The sequence below is a fragment of the Enterobacter sp. Bisph1 genome (genome assembly GCF_000814905.1).
Taxonomy (GTDB): Bacteria; Pseudomonadota; Gammaproteobacteria; order Enterobacterales; family Enterobacteriaceae; genus Kosakonia.
In genome coordinates this window covers 110053-125818 of sequence record NZ_JXAG01000048.1, presented here as the reverse complement: position 1 = coordinate 125818, position 15766 = coordinate 110053, and the positions used below count along the sequence as shown (strand labels likewise).

General features: G+C 40.3%; 15 protein-coding genes. 9 read left to right on the top strand and 6 right to left on the bottom strand.

The genetic code is table 11. The features are described from left to right. The first annotated feature begins 388 nt into the window (after window positions 1–388). The gene (locus tag RW65_RS17020) at window positions 389–1063 is read left to right on the top strand and encodes a helix-turn-helix transcriptional regulator (protein ID WP_039057983.1); all 675 of its coding nucleotides are present in this window, start codon (window positions 389–391) and stop codon (window positions 1061–1063) included. A gap of 155 nt (window positions 1064–1218) precedes the next feature. Here RW65_RS17020 and RW65_RS17015 read toward each other — a convergent pair whose 3' ends face one another. Next, the gene (locus tag RW65_RS17015) at window positions 1219–1500 is read right to left on the bottom strand and encodes a hypothetical protein (RefSeq protein WP_039057982.1); all 282 of its coding nucleotides are present in this window, start codon (window positions 1498–1500) and stop codon (window positions 1219–1221) included. 418 nt (window positions 1501–1918) lie between these two features. On the opposite strand from RW65_RS17015, the gene RW65_RS17010 reads away from it, so the two are divergent. The 3 genes from RW65_RS17010 (at window position 1919) to RW65_RS17000 (ending at window position 4008) form a co-directional block, all read left to right on the top strand. After that, the gene (locus RW65_RS17010) at window positions 1919–3076 is read left to right on the top strand and encodes a KPHS_23130 family T6SS system protein (RefSeq protein WP_052250337.1); all 1158 of its coding nucleotides are present in this window, start codon (window positions 1919–1921) and stop codon (window positions 3074–3076) included. 178 nt (window positions 3077–3254) lie between these two features. Continuing rightward, entirely contained in the window at window positions 3255–3656 is a 402-nt protein-coding gene (locus RW65_RS17005) for a BPSL0067 family protein (protein WP_039057980.1), read from the top strand. Next, window positions 3643–4008 (top strand): STY0301 family protein, encoded by a 366-nt coding sequence (locus RW65_RS17000; protein WP_039057979.1) that lies wholly within the window; start codon window positions 3643–3645, stop codon window positions 4006–4008. Before RW65_RS17005 ends, RW65_RS17000 begins: the two co-directional genes overlap by 14 nt. Window positions 4009–4162: 154 nt before the next feature. On the opposite strand, the gene RW65_RS16995 is transcribed toward RW65_RS17000, so the two are convergent. Beyond that, window positions 4163–4471, bottom strand: a complete 309-nt coding sequence (locus RW65_RS16995) for a SymE family type I addiction module toxin (protein WP_039057978.1) — start codon at window positions 4469–4471, stop codon at window positions 4163–4165. 135 nt (window positions 4472–4606) lie between these two features. On the opposite strand from RW65_RS16995, the gene RW65_RS16990 reads away from it, so the two are divergent. The 4 genes from RW65_RS16990 to RW65_RS16975 all read left to right on the top strand — a co-directional run bounded on the left by RW65_RS16990 (window position 4607) and on the right by RW65_RS16975 (window position 8614). Next, entirely contained in the window at window positions 4607–4798 is a 192-nt protein-coding gene (locus tag RW65_RS16990) for a toxin-antitoxin system HicB family antitoxin (protein WP_039057977.1), read from the top strand. A gap of 397 nt (window positions 4799–5195) precedes the next feature. After that, window positions 5196–5558: a hypothetical protein gene (locus RW65_RS16985; RefSeq protein WP_156124020.1), complete on the top strand. Its 363-nt coding sequence runs from the start codon at window positions 5196–5198 to the stop codon at window positions 5556–5558. A 459-nt stretch (window positions 5559–6017) separates the two neighbouring features. Continuing rightward, the gene (locus tag RW65_RS16980; protein ID WP_231564403.1) at window positions 6018–7460 is read left to right on the top strand and encodes an ATP-binding protein; all 1443 of its coding nucleotides are present in this window, start codon (window positions 6018–6020) and stop codon (window positions 7458–7460) included. 929 nt (window positions 7461–8389) lie between these two features. After that, the gene (locus RW65_RS16975) at window positions 8390–8614 is read left to right on the top strand and encodes a phage integrase N-terminal domain-containing protein (RefSeq protein ID WP_039057973.1); all 225 of its coding nucleotides are present in this window, start codon (window positions 8390–8392) and stop codon (window positions 8612–8614) included. A gap of 446 nt (window positions 8615–9060) precedes the next feature. On the opposite strand, the gene RW65_RS16970 is transcribed toward RW65_RS16975, so the two are convergent. Both RW65_RS16970 and RW65_RS23395 read right to left on the bottom strand, forming a co-directional pair. Next, window positions 9061–9249: a hypothetical protein gene (locus tag RW65_RS16970; RefSeq protein ID WP_039057972.1), complete on the bottom strand. Its 189-nt coding sequence runs from the start codon at window positions 9247–9249 to the stop codon at window positions 9061–9063. Beyond that, window positions 9206–9439, bottom strand: a complete 234-nt coding sequence (locus tag RW65_RS23395) for an ash family protein (protein ID WP_502685564.1) — start codon at window positions 9437–9439, stop codon at window positions 9206–9208. The genes RW65_RS16970 and RW65_RS23395 overlap by 44 nt, the downstream gene beginning before the upstream one ends. 272 nt (window positions 9440–9711) lie before the next feature. Between RW65_RS23395 and RW65_RS16965 the strand changes: the two genes are divergently transcribed. Then, window positions 9712–11451 (top strand): ATP-dependent nuclease, encoded by a 1740-nt coding sequence (locus RW65_RS16965; protein WP_039057971.1) that lies wholly within the window; start codon window positions 9712–9714, stop codon window positions 11449–11451. Window positions 11452–12229: 778 nt separating this feature from the next. Here the strand turns inward: RW65_RS16965 and RW65_RS16960 are convergent. After that, entirely contained in the window at window positions 12230–13954 is a 1725-nt protein-coding gene (locus tag RW65_RS16960; RefSeq protein WP_039057970.1) for a hypothetical protein, read from the bottom strand. Further along, window positions 13938–15683, bottom strand: a complete 1746-nt coding sequence (locus RW65_RS16955; RefSeq protein WP_039057969.1) for a hypothetical protein — start codon at window positions 15681–15683, stop codon at window positions 13938–13940. The genes RW65_RS16960 and RW65_RS16955 overlap by 17 nt, the downstream gene beginning before the upstream one ends. Window positions 15684–15766 lie beyond the last annotated feature (83 nt).

Here is a 15766-nt window from a genome sequence, read left to right as displayed (position 1 = left end):
TTAATACTCTTTGCTTGTCCGAAGGTGATCTGAAAATAATCCTTTGATTTGTTGTTTTTTTCCCGCTTACCTTGCGCTTGTGTCTACCGTCTGAAATTTTTATTGTATAAAATAATGCTTTTAGGTGATTGTTTAGAAAGATTTATCTTTCCTGCGATGACATACTCCCTTCTGGCTTTATGCGTACTGTTGAATTCATGGGCTTATGCGACGGGCAATAACGGCTACGTGCTGGTTAATCGAAGCGTAAACGACAAATAGTCACTGCGTTTATTACATACTTATTACGATTAATGCATTTTTATTACTTAATTATATAAAACAATACCAGGTATCAACGTTGAGCGCCGCTAGTTTCACTGGCAAAAACATCGTCTGGAGGTTGGATATGTATATCATCTCTCAGGATACTTATTTTGTCATGGGCATGGATAAGCTTCTTAAAGCCATTAACCCGCATGCGACGCATACACTCGTTGCGTTTGATCGGGGTGATGGCAAGATTTTATTTTTTAGTATGAATTCCCTGTTATATATCCTTAGCGACGATAGAGGGTTTAATTCCTTTATTTGTACAAGGTTTATTACGATTGATAAAAATTCTTCTGTGTCATTACTGCGTCATGAGTTACGGAAAATATTAACTTTTCTCAAGGGTAATGAAGAGATGTACTCTTTTCGTGAGGTGCACTTTAGCACCACGGAGTACAAAATCATGCTGCGCTTTCTCGATTACCAGTCAAGCGACACCATCGCCGAAGTATTGGGTCTCGATAAAAAAATCGTCAGTAATTACAAAAATGCCATCTTGCGCAAGCTGGGCTTAAACAGTATGGCAGATCTTATGCATATCTATAACAACTGGAACCATTGCTTTTGTAGTTTAAAAGGTAAAGTCATGCCGGGAGCGATCTTTTTGCCAGGTATCGGCACAAATGAATTAAAAATGATCAAAGCGGCGGATGCACAAGCGACGAAACCGGTTGAATTGCCGCTTTTTACCAAGCAAACGTGGCGAAAACCCACGCGACGCGCAGAGAAACACCTGCTGTTATCCAATTAACCAGCCTGCCCTTTTTTGCAACGCCGTTTATGCCCAATGTCATTTCCAGCGGTGGAAACGGGTTGGCGGCAAACAAGCAAAGCGCTGGACCTCCAACGCGAAAAGATCACAGAACGGGGAACTAACTCCCCGTTTTTGCGTTTTTCAGCACAACGTCAAAAATCATAAGCATTAATAACGTTCATCATTGCCGCATCGTTTTTGTACTTTACCCGCAGCGTTTTTAGGCGTTCAACCGCTTTACCGCAGGTGGCTTGCAGGCTGGCGTCCAGCTCTTTCTGTTGCTGTGCATCCAGATCGCTATCTTGCTCACTGGCAAAATGCTCGCACTGTTCGGCAAGGGTGCGAAAATCCGTTACGTCTTTCGGTAAAGGCGCGGCGGCAAAGGCGGAATTGAAAATAAAAACGGTGGAGAGAATAACAGGGAAGCGCTTCATCGGTGGTCGTCTATCGGAATATCGGAGCGGTTATTTTACGCCTTAATTATCAGTTTTTTTGGCAAATTTTCGTTTTTAACATTTTCAGAGTTTTCTTCTTGTCTGTCTCGTTCCTTTGCGAATGCGCCCTCTGTTATTTTTCTCATTTAATTTTACAATTTGTAACACTCACCGCGATGACGACCCTCGAAGCTTAAATTACCGTCTCGCTTCCCCATGTAGAGAAAAGGATATTCTTTCATGCTAGTTCCGCTGCGTATTAACCCCAACCCGCAAGATAACCTTATTCACGCGCTATTACAGGACAGCCTAGTGCTGGTAATGGAGGTGGTAAATAACAACGCGCTGAAGCGTGACAGGGCATTGGCAGGTGTTGAGTTGCCCTGCCGGTGCCACTTTTAGCGGGTAAGGATAACCGATGCGCTGGAACATACCCCAACCTCACGCTGTTCCTGATGTTAAACCGCCGAGCTGGGATTTCTGGGGACGACTCTTCACCCTGGTTAGCGTGCTGATACTTTTTGTTAGCGCCGCAGCCTGGGTTTGGCGCAAAGACGCGCACATCCTGCTTTATGCTTTCAGTGCTCTCCTTGCATGGACGCTGGTCTGCGCGCTGATAGTCGGTTGGGTGAGGTATCGTTATGGCGTTGAGCGTAAAGCGGCGCAAGCGGTGCGCGACTATAATCGTTTATGGCAAAAAGAGTGGCAGCGCTGGGGACAAGAAAGCCTGCCGGTGCTGGATTACAGCGCCATATTGCCAGCAGAGATCCCGCCCGTGTCGCTTACGGTTAAGCAGGTTGCCAGCGAAGAGGCGTTCTCTCCCGGCCCTTATCCCGGCGCGATAACCTTATTACGCGAGCTGCTGCTTCCGCTGCATTCCGGCCTGCGCGTGCTGTTAGAACATCATTCGCTGGCGGTATCGCTTCCTTACTCCTTCTGCGAGCGGGATTTTCATCATGTTTTAGAAGAACTTGGCCTGCCGCTGACGGATATCACGCTTATAGAGCCGGACAACAGCGATATTTTGACCCGGCTGTTCAACTGGACACACGACGTAGAAAACAGAGCCGCGCGGCTGGTGATATTTACCGACTGGGATGACGCCGGTGAAACAACTCAGGGAGCGGCGGCCTGGCTGCTTGGGCCTATGCAGCATACATCGCCCTTGCCGGTGCGCTGCTGCCTGCATCGCCCGCAGGTGACGACAGAGGGTGATGCATCAGCCGATCTCCGGCAATTTCTCCGTTATCAGCCGTTGGCGCAACAGGCCTCAGATCTGTGGTTGAACGCCGGATCGCTGCCGCTGGCAGCGCCTTTTATGATTCAACGCACGGCCTGTTTACAGACGCTAGCGCTAAACGCGGAGTTAACCCAACATTACCTTCCGCACTGGCTCGGTAAAGTGAGTGACGAGAGCGCTTTCTTTGCGATCACCCTGATGATGCAAATGGCGGAATGCCGCAAAGGAACGCAGGTGTTACTGCATGCAGGTAAAAAACGCATGACGTTTTGCAGCGTTAGCGCTGGAGGGTTGGGTGGGGGAATAAACACAACTTATTTAAAACTGCAGAAATAACCTGTGGTAGTTAGTCTTCAGCAGCATTTTTTCGTCCTTTTTTTACATAAGCGACTGAAAAAATACATATAATTAGCGTCCAGGAATTGTCTTAATTTAAAATCCCTTGTCACCATCCATTTGCATAACTTTACATTTGGAGCAGAATGACAACACTCAACCTCATGGGATTAATGTGATGGCATATATCGCAAAAACACCTTTAGCGTATGTCGGTCAGTCTGTGGGTAATGGTCAATGTGTGGCGTATACACAAAAAGCGGCAAATATGCCGCGGACGGTTGCATGGAAACGGGGTGCATTGGTGAAGGGTAATATGACGATTGCGCCCGGTACGGCGATCGCCACTTTCGATGCAGATGGCCGTTATGGCAATCATACTGACGGCCGTTCCCATGCCGCTATTTATTTAGGGCAAGATGCGTCGGGAATACAAGTCCTGGATCAGTGGATGCAACACCGTACACTTTCTTCTGGTGTCCGCGAGACGGGGCCGCATTTTGTTAGCCAGCGCACTATAACTTTTCATAAAGCACCCCGCGTGGAAAACAACGGAGATAATTACTATGTCGTGGAGTAAGACGCTGTTACTCAGTGCAGGGTTGCTGTTATCCAATGGCGCGGCGCAGGCAAGCGCGACAGTTTGCCCGCAATATCCGGCTTCGCAAGATAAAAGTCACACCTTAAACGATGCCAGTTTATTTGTCGGGCCACCAAAAGATTTGGTTGACCTGATGCCGGATGATGACCGTGAAACGGTATGGACATTGCCTGATTACCAGGACGAGGCCAAAGAGCATAAAACATCGCTCTATTTTATTTGCCGCTATAAGAACACGAAACAGACCGTTGAGTTGATTGTTCCGGCAACAGCAAAAAAATGCTCTGTTGCTTACGATAAGAACGACAAACTTACTGCATCTTGTGAATAATGGCTGCATTCCTACAGCGTTATTGAATTCGAAATAACGCTGTGGATTTTAAGCGTAAAAAGATGATGTCGTTGCGCACTATATTTTAGATTGGTAACGTAACTAAGACACATGCTGCATTTCATTAGCCCAATCATTCAGACAGGGCTGCTTTTCAGTCTGGTTTTGATTGCAGATAGGCATTTTTCATTACCGCTTTTACTTCCCTCAGCTGCTTACGGGTTTTATCCAGCGCAGCCGCCAGCCACTCCTCTTTATCACTGTATTTCACCAGCACAATGCAGCCGTTCATCACTTTCACCAGAATATGTTGCCCGGTATCAAACCCGGCATCGCGCAGCCACTTGCCGGAAAGGGTAATGCTCGGCGTGCTGGCATCGCCCTGATTCGGGCGATAACGCACAATTACGTTGTGCTCGGTTCCGGCAATGGTGAAGTCTGAGGTAGAATGCGGATTAGCCATTATCAACTCCTTGATAGTTGGGGGATGGTTAGACGCTCCGGTTGTGTTCCTGCACTTTCGGAGTGTTACTTACGCCAGGAAGCTTGTTATTTAGGTGGCCTCCTATATGGCAAGGATAATTAAATAGGTGGCCCCATGTCAACCATATCGCGCGAAAAAAAACCAAAAGGTGGTGGTCAGTCACCACAGTTCAAAATGCGCATCGATCCTGCGTTGAAAGAACAACTGGATGCTGTTGCAGCACAGGAAGGCGTAAGCCTCGCCAGCTGGCTAAAAGAGCTGGCGAGGGAGGCTTTACGAGTGAGGGGGATTGAACCCAAGGCCTGAGTTATATCTTTTTAAAGTTGTAATGCGTTTTTTGCCGAAGATTGTTGGCTATTTCCCAAGACTCCAAATGAATTGGGTAAGGTTGATGTTTTACTGACCTATACTTTTCAGGCTGACAATAAAATTGTATTAAAGAAAAACAGTCACTTAAAAATAACACTGTCGGTCTGGATAAGTACCATTTTAGTAAGGAGTCGCTTGGGTCTATTATCGGGGGGATACTAATTACAGTAGGATTGATGTTTATGATCAGAGCTTGCAATGATAATTATAAAATAGGTAAAAGTAGCGTGTTAAAGATTATCATTTATCCAGAAAAATATGACATAAATCGGTGATGGATCTTCTTATTAATACGTTGAAATATTTTGATATTAATACGTTACAGGAGCAGTCAGTGTTAACTTATAAAGTGAAGGTTGCAAATGCCGGTTTTAGTAAACAAGAGCTTTTAGGATTTAAGCGGCAGTATGGGCAATTAAAAGCAACTTATCATCCTAATCTGACCGTTGGAATGACGCTTCCAGCACTGATAAAGGAAGAGGCGAGAAAGTCAATTATCATGACCCGGTATTATATCGTTGCGATTTTCTTGTTTACCTTTGCTGCGGCTATGTTTGGTAATTGGTCTTATATGTATATGCCTGCCGGTATGCTCTTTTTTGCTTTACTGGACGTGCGCTCTTCCGCCATAGAGGGTGAACGCACGATAGTTTGCCAAATAAAACTTATGATACTGGCGGTAAAGTTGTGGTTTTAATCGTGGAATTTATAAATGTATACGCATCGCAGCACATATTTTAATGGAATGCAGTGAATGTGTCGGACTATTACGGATGAATAATTTTGATTTTTCCTGGGGAAATAAAGGCTTTTTACAGTTTCACGAATGAGAACAGAAGCAAATTGGCGGAAGATCACAGGAGTACCGTCAATGACCTAATATTATGATAATAAATAATTTTGTTTTAATTGTTCTGGGTTTATATTCACATTCCGATACACGCTACCTTTAGCCGCAATATCAGCAGCATCCTTGAATGTCAGGATATGCTAGCAGGGGGCCAAGGCGTTCATTGAGATTACTTTTCATTGGCTGTCCTCAGAATCAGGCGATGTGATGTGGAACATTGCCATGGGCAGTCTAAAGCCATATCCTTGTAACCTGGTATAACTATTGTTCGTTGCTTAAATGTCTGTTTATAAAGAGGAAATAGATTTGCGTTCGTTGCTGAAAGAGCTGATTTCATTGCCGAAAGAGACTGAGTGGGCAGAATTTAAGCATAATGCAATAAAACCAGAAGAACTCGGAGAGTATATCTCGGCACTGGCAAATTCGGCTGCTTTGCTTGGAAAGCCAACAGCCTATATGGTGTGGGGTGTTGATGATGAGACTCATTCTATAATCGGTACGGATTTCAAACCCTCTCTCGCTAAGCATAAACAGCAGGAGCTGGAAAGCTGGCTGTTGCAGGGCCTGGAACCAAAGATTGATTTTACATTTCATGAATTTTCGACACCTGAGAACGATGCTGTTGTCATTCTGGAGATAAATGCAAATTGCCATACCCCTGTGCGTTTTTCGGGAACAGAATTTATTCGTATTGGCTCTTATAAAAAACCGCTGGGTAAACATCCAGAAAAAGAGCGTGCCCTCTGGCGTGTCTTTGATCGGAAACCCTGGGAATACCGCGTAGCACGGGACAAGTGCTCTATAGATGAGGTGTTGCAGTTAATCGACTACCCATCGTTCTTCTCGCTCTTATCTCAACCGTTACCAGAAAACAAAGATTATATAATGGATTACCTCGCAAAGGATTTTGTTGTTGAGAGAAATGATGCAGGGTCCTGGGATATTTCCAATCTTGGTGCAATACTTTTTGCACGAGAATTAGATGCCTTTAAAAATTTGTCCCGCAAAGCCATTCGTTTAATCCAGTACGATGCAAATAATCGTTTTAAAACGGTAAAGGAATTACAAGGCCATAAAGGTTATGCCGTCGGTTTTGAAGGCTTGATTGATTATATAAATAACCTTTTGCCATCAAATGAGGTGATTGGGAAGGCTTTTCGCAGCGAAGTAAGAATGTATCCGGAGCTGTCTATACGGGAAGTTGTTGCCAACTCGCTGATTCACCAGGATTTCAACATTGGCGGGACGGGGCCAATGCTTGAGTTGTTCGCCGATCGCATGGAAATTTCGAATCCTGGCATACCCTTAGTGGCGATTGATCGCCTTCTTGATTCTCCCCCGCGTAGCCGTAATGAAAGAATAGCCTCTCTCATGCGCAGGATGGGGATCTGTGAAGAACGAGGAAGCGGTATCGATAAAGTTGTTATTGAAACTGAGATTTATCAGCTTCCAGCCCCTCAGTTTGAAGTTTATCAGGAGCATACGAAAGTCACTTTGTTTGCTCATCGCGATTTTAAGGATATGGATAATGAGGAAAAAGTCAGGGCGACTTACCTTCATTGTGTATTGAAGTACCTTGAAAAGGTTCCGATGAATAACACCACGCTGCGGGAAAGATTTGGTGTTGATGAAAAAAACAGCGCAATGATTAGCCGTATCATCAAGGAAGCAATGAAAGAAGGTCGTATCAAACAATACGATTCATCAGTAGGAACCAAGGCAATGCGCTACATCCCATTCTGGGCGTAGTTGGGGATTTGCTTGATGGTTGCTTGATTCTGGCTCTTAGTTGTAAGCGTGATTTATATTTTCATTATTGAAAACAAAAAGATAGAGTCTTTCCCGTTCTGCAATTTGCTTGATGGTTGCTTGATCCGAAGGTCTTTTCATCCTTCTCCAGCCGTCGGTTTCTTATCTTGGTGATATCCAAGCATCAACAAACATTCCTGCCGATTATGTAAATGGTACTATAATCACACCTCTGTTATTCAATGATTTTATTAGCAAATAAATTCTTCAAATCCCAAATACAGTTTCCTGCATCTTTTTCTTTTCTCCTGATCTAGCCTGTTTGCAACACATGGCAGCGATGCTGCGCCCAAAAGCTTCCCGTTCCAGGATGAGCAGTGATCTGAAAGAAGCGCTGATGGCGATCAATCCCGCAGGTCAATACGGAAGTAGCGTGGTCTGAAACTGACTGTCTGTTTTTGATACAGATGACCACATCTTTTTATCGTTGAGCTGTTGTAGGCACAAAGACCAGACAGAGGGCAGGCAGGAAATCAGGACGGCAATGGCGAAGGCTTTGCGTCCGGATTCCTGCCGGAGAGGTAAACGCGGCGTCACTTTAATACGCGTAAGCGGGTGAAAGTGACGCCAGTGCGCAACGCCGCTCCAGCCCAGTACCTGTCTGCAAAATTACAGCAACAATCCGACTGACACCTAAAACGGCTGTCAGAATTTCAACCCAAAAACAGAGGAGTAAACAGCTTTACCGAACCGATACCGGAGGACAGGCAATCGTGCCTGTGGGGATTTACCTGCTCTGGCAGGCGGCTGCATTCGTGCATCACCGTACCCCGTCATACCTCATCCGCGCATCTTCCGGCGCACCGGTATCTTTCGACACAGCACGCTGTGACCAGACCGCGCGCCGGAGGACTGAGTGGAGAAGTGCTATGCCGAGACTTACGCAACGCATAGAAAAACTCGCCCTGCTGGCTGGCGGCAGTTTTAAAACCATCCATGACCGTATCCGCATTGCCGGACGTTTAAGCCAGCATCTGCACAGGTTGAATATCCAGATTAAGGATCTCCAGCATCTAAAATCATCGCATATCGAGAGTAATATTCAGGCGCGGCTGGATTCCGGTATCACACGGTGTGCCCTATATGACGCATAACCATGCCGCTCTCTGGAAATGTATAAATCGGCGTATCAGTCGGAACCAGTCCTTTAGGCGGGCACTGCTGCGCGACGACCTGCGTGCCAGAGGTATGAACATGGACAAGAAATTTTCCCGCTGGCTTGAAAAGCTGCTGCGCGAACAATTGATTGTTCTCGATGATGAAGAGATCCGACTGGCTGATGTGGGGGAATAATGGGGGGATACCTGAACAGTGGGGAAATATGCCGGAAAGTCACGTTGTCCCCCACTATTTTCGTATTTAGCCGGGAAAAGTGGGGGATTTCACCCAATGCCTCACCAGTTGTGTTTTTCCTGCTTTTTTGTCCCAGAAAATGGGGACGTCAGCCAGGGAAAAGAAAGTGGGGGATAATTTGGGGGCTCGAGGCAAGGACAGCATCTTCCCTGATGCTGTAAGAGGTAGGTAATTACCGAGGTAATTTTTAGTCCCTCAACCTCCGGACTTCATCCTCTTCAAAGATATCGCGTAGTTGCTGCAACTGTTCAGCCAGAACGAGCAATAGCACATAGTTCGGGCCGATTTCATCAGGATTATCAACCATAACATGTACAAGAACCCGGGAGCGATCAACTAATTCTCGGGCTGAGGGTTGTTCTATCGTAATTTTCATAGATACCTCCGGCGGAGGCAAATGTGACGGGGATAGCAGGACGGGGTACATACACAACGCTCCGCTTCGTGATAAGCAGGTTAACGCCATCACCGGAGACGCCAGGCTCACTGGTGATGACCCAGACAGGGTTGGCGTACCGGTTATCACGACCCGGCGCTTCTTTCGAAGCCCCTGCCTGAGCCACCATTGAAGGGGCGAGCACAGGCCGCGCCAGTAGCTCTGCAAACATCGCTACCGACACTCGTGATAATTCGGAACGCCAATTCCGGTTGCGGTTTTGCCGCAAAGTGACCAATATAACGCAAAATGGTTGAGAAAAGCCACGCGCAATTGATAACACCCGAATTACATATAAATTATCTTGTGTGAGTTTGACCTTGCGCAACTATTTGAAAATAGGACATTTAACAAATTCTATTAATTGCTATTGTTGTGTTTTTACTAACACAAGGCATTAAGATGAAAATAACCTTCTTTTCAGTTAATAATTTTCGTGGAATATCTGGAGGCCTTGATATAAACAAAATAATATTCAAGGACACAAATACGCTGTTTATATATGGCCAGAACAATGCAGGGAAATCAAGTTTTCTCAAAGCATACGAATTTTTTTATAATGATGAGGAACCTTCTAAAGATGATTTTTACAGGAAAAACTTACAAAATAGTATAGAATTTGAGTTAGAGGTTGAGCTCGATGCACTAGATCGAGATAGGATAGAAACGAACGCACCTAAACAAAAGGAAAGTTATAAAAAATATGCAGTTAATAATAATATAAGAATAAAGAAAATATGGTTCCTTGAAAAGGGAAAAGTAAAAGTCAAAAATTACACATTCGATTATGAAAAAAATTCTTATGAAGAAATTGGGTATGCCTCTATAGGGTTGCATAGGGTCTTTCAGTCGTGTATGCCAAAACCCATATTTATTAAAGCAATGCCTACAGAAGAGGAAGCTAAGAAGACATTAAATGAAATATTAAAAACCATGGCCGAAAGTACTTTGAAAGTTGCTGAACTTCAGGAATTAGAAGATGCTAGGGCTAAAATAAAAGAACTTCAAGATAAAATGTATAACACAGAAACTATTGCATCTTATCAAGATTCAGTAAATAATTATTTTAAGAAAATATTTGATGATACTCGTGTAGCATTTAAAGATATAAAAGAACGATTAGCTTGGACAGAAAACAAACTTGGGAAAGAATTTGATATAGAGTTTGTCAAGACTACAATTGATGGAGAAAGAGATGATGAAATTCCTTGTTCACACAATAGTGTAGGGCATGGAACAATTCGCACGGCTATTTTCACTTTATTGTTAATGAAAGATGTAGCTGAAAAATTCGAAAGGAGGGCTGGTAGGAAAGATTATATGGTTCTTTTTGAGGAGCCAGAGCTTTTCCTTTATCCAAAAATGGTTAAGGAGTTAAGGGAGCTAATTTATCAAGTAAGTACTGAAGATTTACCTTATCAGGTGCTATGTGCTTCCCATTCACCAACAATGATCGACATATCGAAACCAAAATCTTCAATAATTAGACTTGTTAAAACCAGTAACGGGACTAAAATATTCCAAATAAACGATTCTTTTTTAAAAGAAGCAAAAGATATAAAAACAGATGAAGAGCTCAAACAAGAAATGTATGAGGTTCTTAGGTTCAATCCATTTATGTGCGAATCATTTTATGCTGATGAGGTAGTACTTATCGAAGGGCCTACAGAGGAAATTATCTCAAGAGCCTATTTACAGGAACAACAAATTAATAAAAATATATTTATAATGAACTGTGGCACAGTAAATAATATTCCTTTTTATCAGAAAATATTTTCTAAATTTAATATTAAATACCATGCCATATTTGATACTGATCAAGCTACTATTATTAGTCATGACGTTGATGGATGTCCTTTTTTTGATAAAGGGATTCAAAAAACAATTTCTGAACAATATCAACTAGATAAGTCTAAAAATAAAAATTTTGTTGGTATATTAAGAGTTCATTCGACAACATTCGAGCCTGCACATCAAAATGATTGTGTCCCTGAAGAGTTGCGTTTTGTTCAAACAAGTGACAAGAGTAAACCTTATAACGCAAATCTATACTGGAAGCAAATTTTAAAGCCAAATTTAGGGCATGTCGATATTCATAAAGTACCGATCATTAAGTATCTGAAAGAAATTTGCGATCATTAAATCATCAGTTATCACCTTTCTTGTTGAAATATAGCCTGTTAATTTTTACTTTTCAGGCTATAGTACACCTATTCAACTTAGATATGATAAATATCATTCATATTAACTCATTCATTCTATTTCTGTGATGATTTTTCCATTTTGAGTGCGCATAACATGCATAGATGATGGATGATTTTTACCTACACATCTAAAAATGTCTACAATATCAAACAAAGTTATAAAATATAGACCTGTTGCCCGTTTATAGTCAGAGTTGAAGAATACACCAATAAAATTTTTTACCGTTAGGAATAAATGGAACGAAGTGATAACTGTGGATAAATTGATTGCATAATGATGCTATGCTGTTTTTTGATGTGTTTACTTTATTGAAAGAATAATCTGTTAACTTATAAGGATCTATAATAGAGCCATGATTTCTATTATAGAGAAATTCTTTAAGTACATATTTTTTTGTTTTATGGAGTCAGATACTTTTTGGGATTATATTAATTCGCGGATGGAATAAAAACAAATAAATATTTCTTTTTCTATAGTATAAAAATTCTTTTCTCCCCATCTGGTTTGAATCAATCTCAGCGCTAATCGGTTAGCCCGTTTTAAAAGATCATTCTTCCAATAACTTGACTCGTGAATCATAAACTCTCCTTATCATTCAGTTCGGAATAGCTCTATCATTATTAATTTAATCCTATCATATTAAAGTTATAGTTTGAGTGTTAAAAACCGCCAACTTATGACAATTGTACGGCTTAAAAAAATGAAGATTAGAATGTTACAATTTATTGTTATCCAGAGTATCTTCAATAATAGTTGTAAAGAAATGAAGTGGAACAGGGTAGCGATAATGTCTGGAGGCTAAAAGTAACAGTGGGGCATATCCATGTTTTATTGCAGATAACTTATCAATTGAACTACTTTTACATTCCATTAAGATGCTTTGGAGGGAAAAATACTGTGTTTCCGTAATCTCTGAAAAGGAGGAACCATGTATTTCATTATTATTATAATAATAGTTTTCTGAGGTGTGATTCGGAAACCAGAATTGTAAAGTGCAATGTTTAAGATTTTCATTGCAAAACTCAACTATGTCTTCTTTGAATTTTGGTTTTATGAGTATTTCTGCAAGCATCATTAATGTAGGATATAGGATGCTTCCTTGAGTATATTTCTCTCGCAATAATTTATGGTTATCGTCATTCTTATATTCTAAAATTTCATCGTAATTTGTCAGCGTAGTAGCGTGCATATAGATAGATGGTATATTGGCTTTATATGAAAACATTATTCTGTCAGCCAGGTTTTTTATCCAGCCTTGTAGGAAAATTTCATTATTTGAGTTCTGTAATAAAACGTGTGCTGCAAGACTTATATCTATAGCTTGATCATCTTTGAAGGGTGATAACAACAAAGGATTGTTAGAAACAAGTTCTTGAATTGTTTTTGAAATCCTTTCGATTTGACTTCTAATCTCAAGTTGCTCTTGATTTTCACCTTCAGAAGGAGGAAAAGCAATGTGCGATTTCTGTAATCTATAGAGTAACCATTCGCCATGCATAGCAACTCTACCAAGAATGTCGAAGAGCTTTAAGTTTATATCAATAGAACATTGGGTATTGATGCCTCTAGATATAGCATGCAGATTTTTGCAAAATGGTAGTATGCATTTTTGTACATACTCTTCTGTTATTTTTTGATATGTCGAAATTAATTCATCGAAAGAGGTTTTTTGCTTTAAAGTAAAGTTTTTTTTGAGCACGTCCCAAACATAGAGTATTGCTGATTCGGCAGATAAATATGCTGATTCAATATTATCTTCATCTCTGCACCAGGAATATAAAATCCATAAACAAATATTTATCGTATTAATAAGAGTTACTTGTGATTTATCATTTTCTCCGATAGTTCTAGATATTTCTAAAACTAACTGCCTGAAATTTTGATGAGATGAATAAGGTTCATCAAGCAATGCTATTGATTTTCTTAGTAATGATTGCCAATTTTTAGGTAATAAATCCTCATTTAAGAGATGTTCTATAATAAGATCTGATAATTTATCGCCATTCCATTCTTCAAAAGAAATATTATTGGTAGTATACTTATTGGTAAATCCAGTTACTTCTTGCCTAACATTTGTTTGGATATCACCACCGAAGCATAAACAGATTACGACAGGTTTGTTTCTATGTTCAGGGGGGAGACGGTGTGGAATGTACGAATCTAAAATACTTTCTAATGAGGGGCGCAGAGTTTGATCAGTTGTACCACTGTGCCAAGTAGATCGTGTTAAATTCCCTGATTTCACAGAGAATAAATAAACGCATTCTTTATCCTGATTAATTTTACCAACGGCAGCAATATCAACACCATATTCATTAGTGCCACGTATAGGCCTGGCAAAGACATTAAGTCCCATATGGCTCAATAAACTTGGTAGTATAATGTCAAGCTCACTGCGTTCTTTTAGCGAAGAAAGATATTGTTTAATTATTAATTTCATCTTCGATCCTTTCAATCCTGAATCTAAGCAAGCGATAATTAAAGTTAAATGGATCAATTATATCCATGTTAGGTATTTCTGATGAATAAGAGAAAGTGTGCATAGGGGTTTCTGTCCTTTGCGGTTTTTCATTGGTTGAGCTATGCATATAGTAAATTGAGCTATTCCCATAAAGAAGGTGTTTAATATTAAACATATCTTCAAATATCGATTTAGGACCATTATTTTTTGCCTTCTGCATTAGTCTATCTGACATTTTCCAGTATAGATGTCGATTGTTATCAGGGGTTTTTAATTCTTTTATAGAGTAAACTTGCTCATATCCATTTACATAGTTTTTCATTCTAATTTCTAGATTATGGATCAAGGCAATCAAAGAATTATCACCCTCTTTTTCTTTTCTAATTTCTAAATATTTCCCTAAATCACGTGGGTAATTAATAAACAGTGGGTCGAATAAAAGATCCTCAAGTTTGTTTTGTAGTTGATGCGACGAGATTACGTAAACAGATGATATAAGTGTAAATACATCCGTTGGTTTGGTAATCAACCAGCCAATAATTTTTCTTGAAAGGTAAAGTTTGATATTTTCAGATAGATCGGCACATAATTCTTTATCAACATGAGATTCAAGTATTTCATCATGAATATTATTAAATAAATCTAATACGCTTCGGCACAACTGGTTTTTTCCTGATAACAACCATTTAGTTACCAACTTACAAAAAAGAGTATTGTTTTCTTTAATGAGGTAATGATTAAAGGAGTCAAAGCTTGTAATTCCGATATTGTTATTTTTTGCTAAAATATCTTCCAACAAAGCTATTGCTAAATCGTGTTGATTATTTTTAATTAAATCAATAAATAGTAAGTCGATACTATTTAATGCTTCAGATTTTAGTGGGTTTTTTTTAACGGCATCAAGTAATAAATGGAAAATATCGTTAGGGATTTTTTGAAATTCCCAAAGACATTGTTGTGCTGCGCTAGTTAAGATGTCATCATCATTTTTGTGTAAAATATGTGAAATGCTATTCTTTATATCATGCCAACATTGGCTATGATTTTTCCCAAAATTAATGAGCGCTCTGAGTAAGTTTATATTAGCAATATTGTTATCTTCGTTATCACTTGAGGCGTTAAGTAACGATTTGGCTAAAATAATATCACATTCATTTGTTAACTGTAGCCTGCCTATTGTCCAATAAGCTTGAGACCTAATAGAGTGATCGCTACTGCTTATCAAGCTTTGTGTCTGAGAAAGACACCATGTCGGATCATGACTATTTGCTGAGGAAATGACCGATGAGATGTACGATGTTAAATTCTCAGGGTTTTCCTTAATATAATAGAGCCCTTGTTGAGCATAGAGCAAATCGTGTTTACAAAAGTTGTAAATGCCATCGTGAATGTCAATGGAAGATTTGTTTTTCTTATTTAGTTGTTCTATTGTTATTAATACATCTTCTATTGAGCATGACATCATCGGTAATGCTAATGAATAAGTATTGAATAAAATATAAAGATCTCGTTTATTGCTTTCAGTATCTAGGATTTGAAAAAATTTATTTAAATCCAATAATTTTTCATTATGTATCTCCGCAAGTAGAGTTGGTAGAATTTTAGAGCTTGATCTAATTTCGGCTAAATATATCTGGGTAATTTTTTCAAAGAGTGATTTAGACTTATATGCTTGGATTAGTTCATCTCTGTAGTTATCTTTCTCCATATAGTCATCCTATTTATCAATGCCATTTAAATAATGGAATGTGCATATTTTTATCACTTGTTGATTCTATAATACATGTTCTT

What these genes read in the sequence shown, in the direction of transcription:
- RW65_RS17000 (WP_039057979.1), top strand. Translation starts at nt 3,643, where the DNA reads ATGTCGTGGAGTAAGACGCTGTTACTCAGTGCAGGGTTGCTGTTATCC.
- RW65_RS17020 (WP_039057983.1), top strand. Translation starts at nt 389, where the DNA reads ATGTATATCATCTCTCAGGATACTTATTTTGTCATGGGCATGGATAAG.
- RW65_RS17015 (WP_039057982.1), bottom strand. Translation starts at nt 1,500, where the DNA reads ATGAAGCGCTTCCCTGTTATTCTCTCCACCGTTTTTATTTTCAATTCC.
- RW65_RS16955 (WP_039057969.1), bottom strand. Translation starts at nt 15,683, where the DNA reads ATGGAGAAAGATAACTACAGAGATGAACTAATCCAAGCATATAAGTCT.
- RW65_RS16990 (WP_039057977.1), top strand. Translation starts at nt 4,607, where the DNA reads ATGTCAACCATATCGCGCGAAAAAAAACCAAAAGGTGGTGGTCAGTCA.
- RW65_RS16960 (WP_039057970.1), bottom strand. Translation starts at nt 13,954, where the DNA reads ATGAAATTAATAATTAAACAATATCTTTCTTCGCTAAAAGAACGCAGT.
- RW65_RS16975 (WP_039057973.1), top strand. Translation starts at nt 8,390, where the DNA reads ATGCCGAGACTTACGCAACGCATAGAAAAACTCGCCCTGCTGGCTGGC.
- RW65_RS17010 (WP_052250337.1), top strand. Translation starts at nt 1,919, where the DNA reads ATGCGCTGGAACATACCCCAACCTCACGCTGTTCCTGATGTTAAACCG.
- RW65_RS16970 (WP_039057972.1), bottom strand. Translation starts at nt 9,249, where the DNA reads ATGAAAATTACGATAGAACAACCCTCAGCCCGAGAATTAGTTGATCGC.
- RW65_RS23395 (WP_502685564.1), bottom strand. Translation starts at nt 9,439, where the DNA reads ATGGTGGCTCAGGCAGGGGCTTCGAAAGAAGCGCCGGGTCGTGATAAC.
- RW65_RS17005 (WP_039057980.1), top strand. Translation starts at nt 3,255, where the DNA reads ATGGCATATATCGCAAAAACACCTTTAGCGTATGTCGGTCAGTCTGTG.
- RW65_RS16995 (WP_039057978.1), bottom strand. Translation starts at nt 4,471, where the DNA reads ATGGCTAATCCGCATTCTACCTCAGACTTCACCATTGCCGGAACCGAG.
- RW65_RS16965 (WP_039057971.1), top strand. Translation starts at nt 9,712, where the DNA reads ATGAAAATAACCTTCTTTTCAGTTAATAATTTTCGTGGAATATCTGGA.